The organism is Yimella sp. NH-Cas1, assembly GCF_022359705.1.
GTDB lineage: Bacteria > Actinomycetota > Actinomycetes > Actinomycetales > Dermatophilaceae > Yimella > Yimella lutea.
Genome location: NZ_JAKSGG010000003.1, coordinates 1,930,689 through 1,947,027, shown reverse-complemented (window position 1 = coordinate 1,947,027; position 16,339 = coordinate 1,930,689). Strand labels below are relative to the sequence as shown.

At 66.9% G+C, this 16,339-nt stretch carries 15 protein-coding genes and 1 pseudogene; 15 read left to right on the top strand and 1 reads right to left on the bottom strand.

Annotation, left to right across the window (positions count from 1 at the left end; translation table 11 throughout):
* Positions 1-16: 16 nt before the first annotated feature.
* The 9 genes and pseudogenes from MF407_RS09675 (at position 17) to cimA (ending at position 10,772) form a co-directional block, all read left to right on the top strand.
* Positions 17-964, top strand: a complete 948-nt coding sequence (locus tag MF407_RS09675) for a 2-hydroxyacid dehydrogenase (RefSeq protein ID WP_239702156.1) — start codon at positions 17-19, stop codon at positions 962-964.
* Positions 965-968: 4 nt separating this feature from the next.
* A complete protein-coding gene (locus MF407_RS09670; protein WP_239702155.1) occupies positions 969-1,970 on the top strand; it encodes a hypothetical protein in 1,002 nt (333 codons plus the stop codon).
* A gap of 2 nt (positions 1,971-1,972) precedes the next feature.
* On the top strand, positions 1,973-2,476 hold the full coding sequence (locus MF407_RS09665) for a histidine phosphatase family protein (protein WP_239702154.1): 504 nt from the start codon (positions 1,973-1,975) through the stop codon (positions 2,474-2,476).
* Between the two features lie 172 nt (positions 2,477-2,648).
* On the top strand, positions 2,649-4,544 hold the full coding sequence (locus MF407_RS09660; protein WP_239702153.1) for an acetolactate synthase large subunit: 1,896 nt from the start codon (positions 2,649-2,651) through the stop codon (positions 4,542-4,544).
* A 34-nt stretch (positions 4,545-4,578) separates the two neighbouring features.
* The gene (ilvN, locus tag MF407_RS09655) at positions 4,579-5,091 is read left to right on the top strand and encodes an acetolactate synthase small subunit (protein ID WP_239702152.1); all 513 of its coding nucleotides are present in this window, start codon (positions 4,579-4,581) and stop codon (positions 5,089-5,091) included.
* A 54-nt stretch (positions 5,092-5,145) separates the two neighbouring features.
* Entirely contained in the window at positions 5,146-6,180 is a 1,035-nt protein-coding gene (gene ilvC / locus MF407_RS09650) for a ketol-acid reductoisomerase (protein WP_345770853.1), read from the top strand.
* A gap of 400 nt (positions 6,181-6,580) precedes the next feature.
* Positions 6,581-7,651 (top strand): 3-isopropylmalate dehydrogenase, encoded by a 1,071-nt coding sequence (locus MF407_RS09645; RefSeq protein ID WP_239702151.1) that lies wholly within the window; start codon positions 6,581-6,583, stop codon positions 7,649-7,651.
* Between the two features lie 102 nt (positions 7,652-7,753).
* Positions 7,754-8,850: pseudogene (locus tag MF407_RS09640) on the top strand (branched-chain amino acid aminotransferase).
* A 326-nt stretch (positions 8,851-9,176) separates the two neighbouring features.
* Entirely contained in the window at positions 9,177-10,772 is a 1,596-nt protein-coding gene (gene cimA / locus MF407_RS09635) for a citramalate synthase (RefSeq protein WP_239702150.1), read from the top strand.
* Between the two features lie 119 nt (positions 10,773-10,891).
* On the opposite strand, the gene MF407_RS09630 is transcribed toward cimA, so the two are convergent.
* On the bottom strand, positions 10,892-11,788 hold the full coding sequence (locus tag MF407_RS09630; RefSeq protein ID WP_239702149.1) for a 3-methyladenine DNA glycosylase: 897 nt from the start codon (positions 11,786-11,788) through the stop codon (positions 10,892-10,894).
* 103 nt (positions 11,789-11,891) lie between these two features.
* Here MF407_RS09630 and MF407_RS09625 point away from each other — a divergent pair, with 103 nt between their 5' ends.
* From MF407_RS09625 to MF407_RS09600, 6 genes are all read left to right on the top strand, one after another.
* Complete coding sequence (locus MF407_RS09625; RefSeq protein WP_141927937.1) at positions 11,892-12,752, top strand: GDSL-type esterase/lipase family protein; 861 nt, start codon at positions 11,892-11,894, stop codon at positions 12,750-12,752.
* Between the two features lie 4 nt (positions 12,753-12,756).
* A complete protein-coding gene (locus MF407_RS09620) occupies positions 12,757-13,527 on the top strand; it encodes a fumarylacetoacetate hydrolase family protein (protein WP_141927938.1) in 771 nt (256 codons plus the stop codon).
* A gap of 82 nt (positions 13,528-13,609) precedes the next feature.
* Complete coding sequence (gene murI, locus MF407_RS09615) at positions 13,610-14,434, top strand: glutamate racemase (protein WP_141927939.1); 825 nt, start codon at positions 13,610-13,612, stop codon at positions 14,432-14,434.
* On the top strand, positions 14,431-15,213 hold the full coding sequence (locus MF407_RS09610; protein ID WP_141927940.1) for an MBL fold metallo-hydrolase: 783 nt from the start codon (positions 14,431-14,433) through the stop codon (positions 15,211-15,213). Before murI ends, MF407_RS09610 begins: the two co-directional genes overlap by 4 nt.
* Positions 15,214-15,242: 29 nt before the next feature.
* On the top strand, positions 15,243-15,530 hold the full coding sequence (locus MF407_RS09605) for an LD-carboxypeptidase (RefSeq protein WP_239702148.1): 288 nt from the start codon (positions 15,243-15,245) through the stop codon (positions 15,528-15,530).
* Positions 15,503-16,279, top strand: coding sequence for an LD-carboxypeptidase (locus MF407_RS09600; RefSeq protein ID WP_239702147.1), 777 nt, complete (start codon positions 15,503-15,505; stop codon positions 16,277-16,279). Before MF407_RS09605 ends, MF407_RS09600 begins: the two co-directional genes overlap by 28 nt.
* Positions 16,280-16,339: the final 60 nt, after the last annotated feature.

The window sequence follows — 16,339 nt, the reverse complement described above, 5'->3', positions numbered from 1 at the left end:
GCGATAGCGTCGGGCCGTGACCGAGAAGAGCGCAGCCCGCACTGTCGTCAGCGTTGCCCAGCAGGACTGGGCCGACCAACTGACCGACCTCGACGGAGTCGAGTTGGTCGTCTGGGACATGAAGGACGCGCCACCGCGGGACGACATCGAACTGGTCGTGCCGCCGTACATGTCCAACCCGAAGCGACTCGAGCACCTGTGTGAGCTGCCGAGCCTGAAGGCTGTGCAACTGGCGACTGCCGGGTTCGAGCACGCCCTGCAGTACCTACCGTCCGGCGTCGCTCTTGCCAACGGCCGAGGCATTCACGACACGTCCACCGCCGAACTGGCGATCGGGCTGGCCATCGCCTCGCAACGGGCGATCCCGGACGCCGTCCGCGCGCAGCAGTCGGGGCAGTGGCTGCGGCTCGCCGGCCGACCCTCCCTGGCCGACCGGAAGGCGTTGGTGATCGGCTACGGCTCCATCGGACGGATGCTCGTCTCCCGCCTGCAGGTGCTGGAGGTCAACTGCACCGTCGTGGCGTCCAGGGCGCGGGCCGGCGACGACCTGGTGGATCGGGTGTACGGCATCGACGAGATCGATCAGCTGCTACCGGCGGCCGAGATCGTCTTCCTGATCCTGCCCATGACCGACGCCACCCGGCACCTCGTCGACGACGAGTTCCTTGCCGCACTCCCCGACGACGCGCTCGTCGTCAATGTCGCCCGCGGGGGCATCGTCGACACCGACGCCCTGCAGCGTGCCTGCGCAGCCGGCCACGTCCGAGCAGCGATGGACGTCACCGATCCGGAACCCTTGCCTGCGGATCACCCCCTGTGGACGACGCCCGGCGTGCTGATCACACCGCATGTGGGCGGTGCGACGACGGCGTTCACGCCACGGTTGATTCGGCTGCTGCGCAGGGAGATTCCTCACTTCATTGCCACAGGTGAACTCAGCAACGTCGTGGTCGTCGGCGACTGAGACCGTGCAGAACGACCGACGCGACCACGTGCTGCGCGTGGTGACAGCAGTGGGCTGGATCGCACTCGTGCAGGCACTTCTCTTCGCCGGGTTCGTCCTCCTGCAATCGACGCCACAGACGCCGTCACTCGTCGTGGTCTCGCCGAGACACACCTGGGCCGGGTACGTCGCCAACCAGATCAACACCGTCGACGGACACCCCGTCCGGGCTTATCTCGGTGGCACCGAGGCCGATGCCTTGGCGGACCTTCGGGCTGACCGTACCCAAGGCGTCCTGCTGGTCGATCCGACCAAGCCGCAGGACTCGCTGACCGTGAGTTCGGCACAGGGGGTCGAGGCGACCGCAGCAGTGCGTGTGGTCGCCGAGGCGGTGCAGCGGGCGTCATCACGCACTGTCGTCACAGCCGACATCACGGCGCCGTCGAGGGAGGACCACGCGGGACGGCACGGGTACCACCTGGCACTCTCCTGGTTGTTCTGCGGACTCGCCTTCACTCTTGCCGTTCGGCGGGGGCACGAGTCCGTGCAGGGACAGCTGAGGTGCGTCGCGATCACCCTCGTCGCGGGAGCCCCGGTGGTTGCTGTCTCGGTAGGAATCGCAGCACTGACGATTCCGGCGTGGGCTCAGCACGCGCTTCGCCTGTTCGTCATCGGTACCGCAACCTTCGCTGTTTCGGCACTGCTTGCCCGGGCAGCGCTCGCCCTCGCGGGTCCCGCCGGCCTGGTCGGGTGGGCACTCGCGCTGACGTTCGTCGCCGCCAGTCCGAGCCGAGCCGGTGCCGAAGGGTTCGGACGCGCCGATGTGCTCTGGCAGCCGATCGGGCCGTGGACACCTCCGGGGCTCGCAGTTTCCGGCGTCCGGCAGGTCGTCCAACTCGGCGAATCATTGTCCGCATCGCACTGGGCGGGCTTCGTCTGGTGGGCGGCGCTCGCAGTTCTGCTCTGCGTGATCGGCTCTGCGAACCGTCCGGGTGCTTACCGACACGGACGCAGTGACATGCTCTAGCCATGACCACGGACCGCACTCTGATCCTGATACGTCATGCCAAGGCCGAACCCCACGGTTCGACCACCGACCACGAACGCTGCCTCACCGAGCGTGGCGTCCTGGACGCCCGGGCGGTCGGCGAGTGGCTTCGCGAGAAGTCCCTCAGCCCCGACTTCGTGTGGTGTTCCACATCGACCCGGACGCGCGAGACCTGGGCTGCGATCGTCGAGGCCTCCGGCGTCGGACCGATCGTCGACCATGAACAACGCATCTACGACGCCTCGCCGCGAACGCTGCTGGAGGTGCTGCGCGAGACCCCCGAGAACGCGCACTGCGTCGCTCTGGTCGGCCACGCGCCGGGCGTGCCGGCGATCGCCGCCGCGCTGACCGAGGCAAACGCCGCTGTCGACTTCGTCGACCACTTCGCCACCAGCGCGGTCGCCGTCCTCCGCATCGAGGGGGAGTGGGCCGACCTCGCCCCGGGCGCCACCGAACTCGAACAGGTCTTCGTCGGGCGCGGGTGACCAGCGTCACCCGATCACTATGTGAGACGACCGTCTCACATAGTTGACGGTCGCCCAGGTCGCGGACGAAGATCGACACATGGCACGGATTCTCGTACTTCCCAAGCGCGTCAGCTGACTCCGGTCGGTCGACGCGCCCACCCTCACTGCCTTCGGGCCGGAGGGTTTTTTCATGTCCGAGTCCGAAATGACCGAACACACGCAGAAGGTGGTTGCCGTGACAGACACCACGATCCGACCCGCCGCTCGACCGGGACAGCCTGTTCCGTCGCCGGCCCAGGTAGCGGCTCGCGTCCCGCAGGGCGTTCAGGAGATCGCTGATGTGACGGGCGCCCAGGCCCTCGTCCTGGCACTCGAAGCGGTCGGTGTCGACACCGTCTTCGGCATCCCGGGCGGAGCGATCCTGCCCGCGTACGACCCGCTGCTGGACTCGGTGAAGGTGCGCCACATTCTGGTGCGTCACGAGCAGGGCGCCGGACACGCCGCGCAGGGTTACGCGTCCGCAACCGGTCGCGTCGGTGTCTGCATGGCGACCAGCGGGCCCGGTGCCACCAACCTGGTCACCCCGATCGCGGACGCCTACATGGACTCGGTCCCGATGGTCGCGATCACCGGTCAGGTCAACTCGGCGGTGATCGGTACGGACGCCTTCCAGGAAGCCGACATCCGTGGCATCACGATGCCGATCAGCAAGCACAACTACCTGGTGACGGACGCGGACGAGATCCCGCGCGCGATTGCCGAGGCCTTCCACGTCGCCAGCAGCGGCCGCCCCGGTCCGGTGCTCGTCGACATCACCAAGGACGCCCTGACGGCCAAGACCACCTTCCGTTGGCCGCCGGCCGTCGACCTGCCCGGTTACCGTCCGGTGACCAAGCCGCACCACAAACAGATTCGCGCCGCGATCGAGTTGATCCGGGCCGCCAAGCGTCCGGTCTTCTACGTCGGCGGCGGTGTGATCCGCGGCGGCGCAGCCAAAGAGCTGCGAGAACTGGTGGAGCTCACCGGGATTCCGCTGGTGACCACCCTCATGGCTCGCGGCGCTGTGCCCGACAGTCACGACCTGCATCTGGGAATGCCCGGCATGCACGGATCCGTCTCCGCGGTGACCGCGCTGCAGAAGTCAGATCTGCTGATCACCCTCGGCGCCCGCTTCGACGACCGCGTCACCGGTCTTCTGGAGTCGTTCGCCCCCGAGGCGAAGGTCATCCACGCCGACATCGACCCGGCCGAGATCTCCAAGAACCGAGTGGCCGATGTGCCGATCGTGGGCGACTGCAAGGAAGTCATCAACGACCTGCTCGAGATGCTCAAGGCAGTCGACGGACCGATCGGTGATTACGACGCCTGGCGCGAGCGCACCACCAAGTGGAAGCGCGATTTCCCGCTCGGCTTCATCGAGCCGGACGAGGACGGCGCCCTGGCGCCGCAGTACGTCATCGAGCGTCTGGGCGCGATCGCCGGCCCTGAGGCGACCTACGTCGCCGGTGTCGGTCAGCACCAGATGTGGGCGGCGCAGTTCGTGCAGTACGAGCGCCCGAACTCATGGATCAACTCCGGGGGCCTGGGCACGATGGGCTTCGCGGTGCCGGGCGCGATGGGTGCGAAGGTCGCCGAACCGGAGCGCACGGTGTGGGCGATCGACGGTGACGGCTGCTTCCAGATGACCAACCAGGAGCTGGCCACCTGCGTGATCAACAAGATCCCGATCAAGGTCGCGATCATCAACAACAGTTCCCTCGGCATGGTGCGCCAGTGGCAGACGCTGTTCTACGGCGAGCGATACTCCAACACCGACCTGCACACTGCCATCGGTTCGCGGGTGCCCGACTTCGTGAAGCTCGCGGATGCCTACGGCTGCGTCGGCCTTCGCTGCGAGCGTCCCGAGGACGTCGACACCGTCATCCAGCAGACGATGGAGATCAACGACGTCCCCGTGGTGATCGACTTCGTCGTCGAGCGGGACGCGATGGTGTGGCCGATGGTGCCCGCCGGCGTGAGCAACGACATGGTGACGATAGCGCGCAGCATGGCGCCGGTCTTCGACCGTGAGGAAGAGGGCGAATGATGTTCGGCGGCAACCTGATTCGAGGAGAGCACTGATGGCGCGCCACACACTCTCGGTGCTGGTCGAGAACAAACCGGGTGTGCTCGCGCGCATCGCCGGGCCGATCTCCCGACGCGGCTACAACATCGACTCGCTCGCGGTCGGGCCGACCGAGTTCGAGGAGATCTCCCGCATGACCGTCGTGGTCGATGTGGAGGAGCAGGCGCTGGAGCAGGTGACCAAGCAGCTCAACAAGCTCATCGAGGTGCTCAAGGTCGTCGAACTGGAACAGGCGGCCTCCGTGCAGCGCGAACTGGTGTTGATCAAGGTGCGCAGCGACGCCGCCACCCGTAGCCAGATCCTCGATATCACCCAGATGTTCCGGTGCAACGTCGTCGACGTCACCACCGACTCGGTGGTGCTGGAGGCGACCGGCACGCCGGAGAAGCTCGGCGCACTCCTGGGCGTGCTCGAACCCTACGGCGTCCGCGAGCTCGTGCAATCCGGTCTGGTGGCCGTCGGACGCGGTGGACGGTCGATCACCGACCGCGCCCGCAAAGCTGGCTGAGTTTCCGAAACCCCAAGAACTTCAATCGAATTCGCAACAAGAGGAGAACCAGAAGTGGCTGACATGTTCTACGACGACGACGCTGACCTGTCGGTGATCCAGGGCCGCAAGGTCGCTGTCATCGGTTACGGCAGCCAGGGGCACGCACACGCCCTCAACCTGCGCGACTCGGGAGTGCAGGTCGTCGTCGGCCTGCGCGACGGCTCGAGCTCCGCGGCGAAGGCACAGGCCGAGGGCCTGACCGTCCTGCCGGTCGCCGAAGCCGTGAAGCAGTCCGACTTCATCGTGATCCTCGCTCCCGACCAGGTGCAGCGCCGTCTGTACGCGCAGGAGATCCAGCCGAACCTCGCCGAGGGTGCGGCGCTGCTGTTCAGCCACGGCTTCAACATCCGGTTCGACTACATCAAGCCCGGCGCCGACAACGACGTCCTCATGGTCGCCCCGAAGGGACCTGGGCACCTGGTGCGTCGTGAGTACGTCGACGGCCGCGGCGTGCCGGTGCTCCTGGCGGTCGAGCAGGACGCGTCCGGCGAGGCGTGGGACCTCGCCAAGTCGTACGCGGCGGCAATCGGCGGCCTGCGTGCCGGCGGCATCAAGACCACGTTCACCGAAGAGACCGAGACCGACCTGTTCGGTGAGCAGGCAGTTCTCTGCGGGGGCGCCTCGCAGCTGGTGCAGTACGGCTTCGAGACCCTCATCGAGGCCGGTTACCAGCCCGAGGTCGCCTACTTCGAGTGCCTGCACGAGCTCAAGCTCATCGTCGACCTCATGGTCGAGGGCGGCATCGCCAAGCAGCGCTGGTCGATCTCCGACACGGCAGAGTACGGCGACTACGTCTCGGGTCCGCGCGTCATCGACCCGCGGGTGAAGGAGAACATGAAGGAGGTCCTTGCGGACATCCAGAACGGTGCCTTCGCCAAGCGTTTCATCGACGACCAGGATGCCGGCGCGCCGGAGTTCAAGCAGCTGCGCGAGAAGGGTGCGCAGCACCCGATCGAGGCCACGGGCAAGAAGCTGCGCGGCTTGATGAGCTGGATCAAGGACGGCTCGACCGACTCCGACTACGTCGAGGGCTCGGCCGCACGCTAATCAGCACGGCATGCACTGACTGTCCACGTCGTGAAAGCGGGCTTCCCACCATCGAACCCGTGAGTAGCATCGGTTCTCGTCTTACCGTCGATCACGGTGGACGAGGCTGACCGGCCCGGCGAGCGCGCAACCCCGCACCGCCCGGACCTCGCACTACCTGCATTGACACCGCTGCCCCCGCGGGCAGGCGATATTCCGAGGGTTGATGAGAATGACCGAAGAGCAGATGGACGCACGCCGCGCACTCCAGGAGTCGATGGACCTGCGCGACTGATCCGAGAGTCTCTCGTGAGAACCGCCCCTCGCCCCACACGGGCGAGGGGCGGTTCTCGTTGCACTTCAGCTATCGAAATATGAGACACGCGTACCACCATGCAAGACGCCGATCTAGCATGTGGGCATGAGTGAGACGGGCAGCCGGAACGCCACTGCGGATACCATCGATCTGGCCGTCATCGGCGGGGACGGCATCGGCCCGGAGGTCGTGGCCGAAGGTCTCAAGGTGCTCGACGCGGTCTGCGATGCCAAGGTGGCCCGCACCGAGTACGACCTGGGTGCGCGCCGCTGGCACGCGACGGGGGAAACGCTGCCGGATTCCGTGCTGGAGGAACTGCGCGGCCACGACGCGATCCTGCTCGGTGCCATCGGCGACCCGAGCGTGCCGAGTGGAGTGCTCGAACGCCAGTTGCTGCTGCGCATCCGCTTCGAACTGGACCACCACGTCAACCTGCGTCCGGCCAAGCTGTTCCCCGGCGTCAAGAGTCCCCTGGACGTGAATTCCGTTGCGCCGCAGGGCATCGACTTCGTCGTCGTCCGCGAGGGCACGGAAGGTCCGTACACCGGTAACGGCGGCGCCTTGCGCGTCGGCACACCCAACGAACTGGCCACCGAGGTGAGCGTCAACACCCGTTTCGGCGCTGAGCGCGTCGTGCGCGATGCGTTCGCGCGGGCGCAGGCTCGTGAGCGCAAGAAGCTGACCCTGCTGCACAAGCACAACGTGCTGTCGTACGCCGGGCACATGTGGCGCCGCACGGTCGAGGAGGTCGGTGCCGAGTTCCCCGACGTCACCCACGACTACGCCCATATCGATGCAGCGATGATCTACCTGGTGCAGGACCCGTCCCGGTTCGACGTCATCGTCACCGACAATCTGTTCGGCGACATCGTCACCGACCTCGCGGCGGCCGTCACCGGCGGTATCGGGCTGGCGGCGTCCGGCAACATCAACCCCGACCGCAGCACCCCCTCAATGTTCGAACCGGTGCACGGTTCAGCTCCCGACATCGCCGGCCAGGGCAAGGCCGACCCGACGGCGACGATCCTGTCGGTCGCGATGCTGTTGGAGCACCTCGGTCGCACGGACGAAGCGAGGCGCATCGAGCACGCGGTCGCGGCCGATCTCGCCTCGCGAGGAGACCAGGTGCGCTCGACCGCGCAGATCGGCAACGCGATCACCGCGTCGCTCGCCTGAGGCCGATCGTCCGCGATGCTGGCGGCGGCGTAATCTGAGTCACACCCACACGTCTTCTCCGCCGGCCCATCACAGCGCGGCGAACCTGCAGGAGGATCCTCGATGTCCTTGTCGTTCAGTTCCAACCCCCGTCAGGACCGGGCGAGCGTCGCCGATCGTGCTGCGATCCTGGCGAACCCCGGCTTCGGCGACCACTTCAGCGACCACATGGTGCTGGCGAAGTGGAGCCAGGACGAGGGCTGGCACGACGCCGAAGTGACCGCGTTCGGCCCGATCCAGATGAGCCCGGCTGCTGCGGTGCTGCACTACGCGCAGGAGATCTTCGAGGGCATGAAGGCCTACCGGCACGCCGACGGCTCGGTCTGGACCTTCCGTCCTGAGGCCAACGCTGCCCGATTCGCCCGCAGCGCAAAGCGATTGGCGTTGCCGGTGCTCCCGGAGGAAGACTTCGTCGACTCGCTCAAGGCGTTGGTGCAGACCGACATCGACTGGGTGCCAGAGGCGGCGGACGGTGCGGAGACCTCGCTGTACCTGCGTCCGTTCATGTTCGCGTCCGAGGCCTTCCTCGGGGTTCGCCCCTCGAAGGAGGTCACCTACTGCGTGATCGCCTCGCCCGCCGGGTCGTACTTTCCAGGTGGCGTGAAGCCGGTGTCGTTGTGGATCTCCAACGACTACGCGCGCGCCGGCGAGGGGGCACGGGCGCCGCCAAGTGCGGCGGCAACTACGCATCCTCCCTGGCCGGTCAGTTGGAGGGCATCGCCGCCGGATGCGACCAGGCGGTCTTCCTCGACTCCTCGACGCATACCTATATCGAGGAACTCGGCGGCATGAACATGTTCTTCGTCTACAAGGACGGCCGCATCGTCACTCCGGAACTCACCGGCACCATCCTCGAGGGAGTGACGCGCAGTTCGATCCTCGAGCTGGCCAAGGACCTCGGCCTCGAACCACAGGAGCGTCGCATCCCGATCCAGGAGTGGAAGGACGGCGCCGAGTCCGGCGAGATCACCGAGATCTTCGCCTGTGGCACCGCTGCCGTGATCACTCCCGTCGGCGAACTCAAGTGGGACGGTGGCTCGTGCGACCACCGCGTCGAGGGGCACAGGGACGAGATCGCGATGAAGATCCGCAAGACACTGCTCGACATCCAGTACGGACGCACCGAGGACACGCACGGCTGGATGACCCGTCTCGCCTGAGTGCCCACGTCGGTCGAACCGGTCACAGATCATGCATCTGTGGCCGGTTCGCGCGTCTCGTGCGAGAAGGTGGGCGACCGCATCGCGAGACGGCGGACCCACGGCGTGGACACCGCTGCCTGGACGTCGGCATGATGTCCGCATGGCAATCATGGGACACGCGGTCACCTCCGCCCTCATTATTTGCTAGCGCGTCGAGCCCGGCTCGACGCGCAACCTCCCGTTACCCCGGGAGGTTTTTCGTTTGCCGGGCCACCCGCACCCGGAACGAGGCGAAGAGCCGGGGCTCGGCAGACACCAAGCCCCCAGAAGACCAGGACTCCACGATGAGCCCCGCAGACACCTTCCACGTGTACGACACCACCATGCGCGACGGCGCTCAGCAGGAGGGACTCAACCTCTCGGTCGCCGACAAGCTGACGATCGCCGGGCTGCTCGATGACCTGGGTGTCGGGTTCATCGAGGGCGGGTGGCCGGGGGCGAACCCGAAGGACACCGAGTTCTTCAAGCTGGCCGCAGCCGGCGAGGTGCCGTTGAGGAACGCTCTGCTTGCGGCGTTCGGGTCGACCCGGCGGGCACACGGCAACGCGGCCGACGACCCTCAGGTGCGAGCGCTGCTCGATGCTCGGACGCCGGTCGTCACCATCGTCGCCAAGTCTCACGTACGGCACGTTCAGGATGCGCTGCGCACCTCGCTCGAGGAGAACCTCGCAATGGTCCGCGACACGGTGGCGGTGCTCGTCGGTGAGGGTCGGCGAGTGTTCGTGGACGCCGAGCACTTCTTCGATGGCTACCTCGCCGACCCGGCGTACGCATCCGACGTCGTCCGCTGTGCGACAGACGCCGGCGCCGAGGTGGTGGCGCTGTGCGACACCAACGGTGGGATGCTGCCCAGCCAGGTGTTCGAGGTCGTCCAGAAGGTGCAGGACGCCACCGGCGCACAGCTCGGCATTCACTGCCACAACGACACCGGCTGCGCCGTCGCCAATTCGATCGCAGCAGTCCAGGCCGGGGCGATGCACGTGCAGGGCACGGTCAACGGGTACGGCGAACGCACCGGCAACGCCGATCTAGTGACGGTCGTCAGCAATCTGCAGCTCAAGCTCGGCCGCCACATCATCGATCCGGACGCGCTTCGGAACGCCCTGCACCTCAGCCACGCGATCAGTGAGATCACCAACATCGCACCGCAGGGGCGCCAGCCGTACGTCGGAGCGTCCGCGTTCGCGCACAAAGCCGGACTGCACGCGTCCGCGCTGCGGGTCGACCCTGATCTCTACCAGCACATCGATCCCGCTCTGGTCGGCAATTCGATGCGAACTCTGGTGTCGGACATGGCCGGTCGCGCCAGCATCGAACTCAAGGGCAAGGAGCTCGGCTACGACCTCACCGACCGTCCGGAGCTTCTCGCGCGGGTGGTCGAGCGAGTGAAGGGCATGGAGCAGGACGGCTGGACCTTCGACGCCGCGGACGCGTCCTTCGAACTCCTGTTGGTGGAGGAGGTGGACGGCGCCCGGCCGCGCTACTTCGACACCGAGTCGTGGCGGTGCATCATCGACTCGTCGCCCGGTGACCTGCCCGCGCTGGCCGAAGCGACGGTGAAGATCCACGCTGCGGGAGAGCGGCACGTGGCGACGGGGGAGGGGAACGGTCCCGTCAACGCGCTGGATCACGCTCTGCGAGAAGCACTTTCGGCCACCTACCCCGAACTGGCGTCCTTCGAGTTGATCGACTTCCGGGTGCGCATCCTCGACGCGGCCACCGGCACGGACGCCACCACGCGCGTCCTCATCGAGACCCGCGACGCCGACCGCACCTGGACGACCATCGGCGTCGCTCCAAACCTCGTCCACGCCAGCTGGCTCGCCCTCGTCGACTCCTTCAGCTACGGCTTGCTCAAGCGCGGGGTTCAGCCGAGGTAACTCGAAATGCACCAGGTGACTGCGTACACGGCGTTCCCTCGTGCACTTCCCGTCACCTCGATGCCGGCTGTGGGCAGCCCTGGTCTTGAACAACGGTCGGACGTGGGTCGATCTCCCGGCTACGACTCGACGGTTGCGCGCACGGGTGCGCACCGAGGGGAAGAAGGAACGTCCAGCACCGCGAGCAGTCGCTGACGCAGGGGATGGGCGCGGTCGGCGAATGCTCGCTGCTGGCGGACGTACTCGGCCTTCCCTTCGGGGGTCTCGACGGCTACCGGGGTGTGGCCGAGGGAGGTGACGTCGTACGGTGAGGCTCGCATGTCGAGCAGGCGGATCTCGCGCGCGAGGTCGAAGCAGTCCATCACCAGTTCGCTCGGCACGAGCGGGCTGAGTTTGAAGGCCCATTTGTAGAGGCCCATGCCCGCGTGCAGGCAACCTGGTTGTTCGAAGTTCGCCTGTGAATCACGTTCGAGCACAGCCGAGTTGCGAGGAACGGCGTCCGGGGTGAAGAAGCGGTAGGCGTCGAAGTGGGTGCACCGCAGATCGTGCGAATCGACCACGTCGTCGGTGCCGGCATGCCCCAGGCGAAGGGGCAGTTGTGCGTGGCGCACCTCGTCCGCAGGCGTGCGGTAGGCCATCGCCCACTCGTGCATCCCGAAGCACGACAACTGCATCGGACGCTCCGATGTCACCGACAGCAGCCGGTGAGCCAACTCGAGTACCTCGCCCTTGCGCTCGATGAACGCGGGCACGTCGACGGACGCGCCCCCGTCGTCCACTCGGTAGAACGCCCAGTCGGACCGTTCCTGAGCTCCGTCCAGGACGACTCCGGCGCCCGGGTGCCACACACGCAGGTGCGATGGCTTGAACGGGTAGTACTGGAAGAGGAAGTCGTCGATGGGGTGCTTCAGACCGCGATCGCGACGGTGAATGTGTGCGGCGACGGAGGCGTCGACCCGCCGCTCGTGGGCGAGCGAGCGGGCTCGCCAGTCGTCCTGCGAGAGCACCTGCGCCACGCGAGCACGGTAGTCGGGTGCAAACGCAGCCGGGAAATCGGAGCCGGGAAACGTCCGACGTGGCAGAGTGAGCCAGATCACACCCCGCCAGGAGAGCACCCCCATGAAGCGTTCCATCGCACTGTCAGCAGTACTCGCCGTCGCCGGATTCACCGCCGCACCGGCCGCATTCGCCGGAGCAGACAATTCGCATGCGTCGTCCGGAACCTATGTCGCACTGGGGGATTCGCTCGCCGCCGGGTACCAACCCGGCTTGGGTGACGACAAGGACGGCGGTTACGTCGGCGGCGTGTACGCCAACCTGCGGGACAAGTACCGCGGCGCGAAACTCGTCAACCTTGCCTGCAGCGGTGAAACCAGCACGGGCATGATCGCCGACGGCCGGTGCACCTACCCGGACGGTCAAAGCCAGTTGGAGGCTGCCGTCGATCTGATCAGGTCTCAGAAGGGCAAGGTCCGGCTGATCACGCTCAACATCGGTGCCAATGACGTCCAGCGGTGTGTGAAGGGCGGTGCTGTCGACATGCCGTGCGTTCAGGCCGGACTCACCGCCGTCGCTCGCAACCTGCCGCAGATCACCACCGCCCTGCGGGCCGCGGGCGGCGCCCAGACCCAGATCGTCGTCCTCAACTACTACAACCCGTTCCTCGCGGCCTGGGCCGCCGGCAACCCGCAACTCGCGCAACTGTCGACCATGTTGCAGGGGCAGCTCAACGTTTCGATCTCGTACGCGGCCAAGGCCGCCGACGCGAAGGTCGCCGATGTCGCGACGGCGTTCCGCAGCAACGACTGGAGCCTGCAGCCGAACGGACTGCCCACCAACGTCGCGATGATCTGCGGTTACACCTGGATGTGCAGCAAGGGCGACATCCACGCCAACGACATGGGGTACGCGCTGATGGCGGACACCGTGACCCCGCTGGTGCACGGGCCGAAGCGTCCGGCGGCGCCCTCAGTAAGCTGACCTGGTGCGAATCTGCCGATACACCGATGGTGAAGACCCCTACTTCGGACTCGTCGACGGGGCGGGCGAGAAGATCGCCCAGATCAGCGGCGACCCGCTGTACACCCGGATCGAACTGACCGGAGTCACGACGACGGTCGACCGGGTGCGCCTGCTCGCACCGGTCATCCCACGGTCGAAGGTGATCGGCATCGGTCGCAACTACGCGGCCCACGCACAGGAGATGGGCGCCGAGCCGCCGAAGGAACCGATGATGTTCCTCATCCCCAACACCGCCGTCATCGGTCCGGACGACCCGGTGGTCATGCCGCCGCAGTCCGAACGGGTCGACTACGAGGGCGAAGTGGCCGTGGTCATCGGACGCATGTGCCGCGACGTGTCGCCCGAAGAGGCTGCGAAGTCGATCTTCGGCTACACCTGCGCCAACGACGTCACCGCGCGCGACCTGCAGAAGTCGGACGGTCAGTGGGCCCGGGCCAAGGGGTTCGACACGTTCTGCCCGATCGGACCGTGGATCGAGACCGACCTCGACCTCTCGGATCTGCGGGTCCGCACCCGGCTGGACGGCGAGACCGTGCAGGACGGTACGACGGCCGACATGATCCACGACGTCCCGACGCTGATCTCGTACGCATCGCAGGCGTTCACGCTCCTGCCCGGTGACGTGATCCTGACCGGCACGCCGGAAGGTATCGGTCCGGTGCAGCCTGGTCAGCGCGTCGAGGTCGAGGTGCAGGACATCGGCACGCTCGCCAACCCCTACGTGCGTCACTGAGCCGTCGGCCCGTGGTCATGCTGTGACCATTTGCACGTCGATCTGATTCGGCACTGTCCGCGACCGGCCCTAACCTGGTTCGGTGTCTGGTGCACCCATCGGGATCTTCGACAGCGGTTACGGCGGTTTGACCGTCGCGCGCGCTGTGCTCGATCAGTTGCCGCACGAATCGATCGCCTACCTCGGCGACACCGCGCGGGCACCCTACGGACCGCGTCCGATCGCGCAGACCCGTGAGTACGCGCTGCAGTGTCTCGATCGATTGGTTGCGCATGGGGTGAAGGCGCTCGTCATCGCCTGCAACACCGCGTCCGCCGCCGTGCTGCACGACGCGCGCGAACGCTACGACGTGCCGTTGGTGGAGGTGATCCGCCCCGCGGTCCGCCGCGCCGTGAGCGCCACTCGCACCGGCAGGGTCGGTGTCATCTCCACGAAGGGCACCCACCAGTCCGGTGCTTACCTGGACGCGTTCGCCGCGGCGCCCCATCTGCACGTGCGCTCGCAGCCGTGCCCGCGGTTCGTGGAGTTCGTCGAGGCCGGCATCACCGGTGGTCCCGAACTGCTCGAGGTCGCTCGCGGATACCTCGAACCACTGCAACAGGACGGCGTCGACACCGTCGTTCTGGGCTGCACCCACTACCCGTTGCTGACCGGTGTCATCTCGTACGTCATGGGTGACGGGGTGACCCTGGTGTCGTCCGCCGAGGAGACCGCCAAGGACGTCTACCGCGTGCTGGCCGATCGCGACCTGCTCGCGCCGGCATCGGACGGCATGCCCGGCCTGTCGTTCACCACGACCGGAGACCCTGAGGAGTTCCGCCGCTTGTCCAAGAGGTTCCTGGGGTTGCCGCCCGAGTTCGACGACGTGTTCGAGAACAACTTCCATCAGGTGGGAGTGACCGGATGAGGCTCACCATCATCGGCTGCTCCGGTTCCTTCGCCGGCCCGAACTCTCCGGCGTCCAGCTACCTGGTGCAGTCCGAGCACGAGGGACGCACCTGGAACCTCGTGCTCGACATGGGCCCTGGTTCGCTCGGCGCGCTACAGCGGCACATCGAACTCGACGCGATCGACGCCATCGTGATCAGTCATCTGCACCCTGACCACTGCCTCGACCTGACCGGACTCTTCGTCGTCACCAAGTACCACCCGACACGTGGCCCCCTGCCGCGCGTGCCGGTCTACGGCCCGCAGGACACCGCCGCGCGCATGTCCCGCGCGAACGGGGTGACGCTCTGCGAGGCATCCGACCCGCACGGCATGGACAGCGAATTCGATTTCCGCACATTGGTTTCGCTGGACGCGTTCCAGGTCGGCCCGTTCACGATCACTCCGCACCGGGTCAATCACCCGGTGGAGGCGTTCGGCTTCCGCGTCGAGGCCGACGGCAAGGTGCTGGTTTATACCGGCGACACCGACAGCACCCCTGATCTGCTGCCCCTGCTGCGCGACGCCGACCTCGTGCTCGCCGACTCGGCGTTCTGCGAGGAGCGCGATGAGGTACGCGACATCCACCTCACCGGACGGCGTGCGGCCGAAGCTGCCGTGGCCGCAACCGGAGTCCAACGCCTGATGCTGACCCACATCCCGGCCTGGAACGACCCGGAGGTCTGTCGCGCCCAGGCAGCGCAGGTCTGGCCCTCGAAGGTGGAGCTGGCCGTCTCCGACGAGGTCCACGACATCTGAACTGGCTTGCGTCGCGGGAGGGTTCGGGCTTGGCTGAACACATGGTCCGTTACCCGAAACCCCTGCAGGCCGGCGACACGATCGCTGTGACAGCGCCGTCCGCCGGGTGCGAACCTCGTCACCAGGGGCGACTCGACTTCGCGCTGAAGTGGTTGCGGGACAAGGGTTTCGAGGTCATCGAGGGCAATTGTCTGCGTGGTGGCACGCAGGTCAGCGCACCCGTCGCGGAGCGCGCCGCAGAACTCAACGCCTTCCTCACCGACGCCCCGATCAGCGCGGTCGTGCCGCCGTGGGGAGGGAGACGTCCATCGACCTGATCGACCTGCTCGACTACGACGCGATCCGTGCCGCCGAACCGACTTGGCTGGTCGGCTTCAGCGACACGAGTACGCAATTACTCGCCCTGACCTTGCGCACCGGGCTGGCCACCCTGCACGGGCACAATCTGATGGACACTCCGTACGACCTGCCGCAGGGATTGGCGCCGTGGTGGGTCGCGGCGGCAACGCCTGCCGGCGGCACGTTCACTCAGTACGCCGCGACCCACCGGCGTCCGCTCGGTTTCGACGACTGGGAGAAGGACCCGACTCCCACGACGATGCCGCTGACCGTGCCGACCTCGTGGAAGGTGCTGCACGGTCCCTCGTCCTTGGAGATCAGCGGACGGTTGATCGGTGGCTGTGTCGAGGTGTTGTCGCCGCTGGCCGGAACGGCGTACGGCGACGTGCGCGCGTTCGGCGAGCAGCACGCGTCCGATGGTCTGCTGGTCTATCTGGAGGTCTGCGAACAGGGCGCCTACGACGTCGCCCGCGCGCTGCACGGGATGCGACTGGCCGGCTGGTTCGACAACGCCAACGCCGTGCTGCTGGGGCGCACCTCGGCTCGGGACGCGCAGTACATGAGCCAGCACGACGCCGCCATCGACGCACTCGCCCGGCTCGACATCCCGATCATCGCCGACATGGACTTCGGCCACGTGCCGCCGTACATGTCGTTCGTTAACGGCGGGCTGGCGACCGTCACGGTGGACGCCGGCCGACGGAAGATCTCGCAGACGCTGCGGTGAACGCGTGATCCGCGCGGCGTTGCATGCCGTTGGGCGTCCGATGGCTCGCGTCCTAGTCTG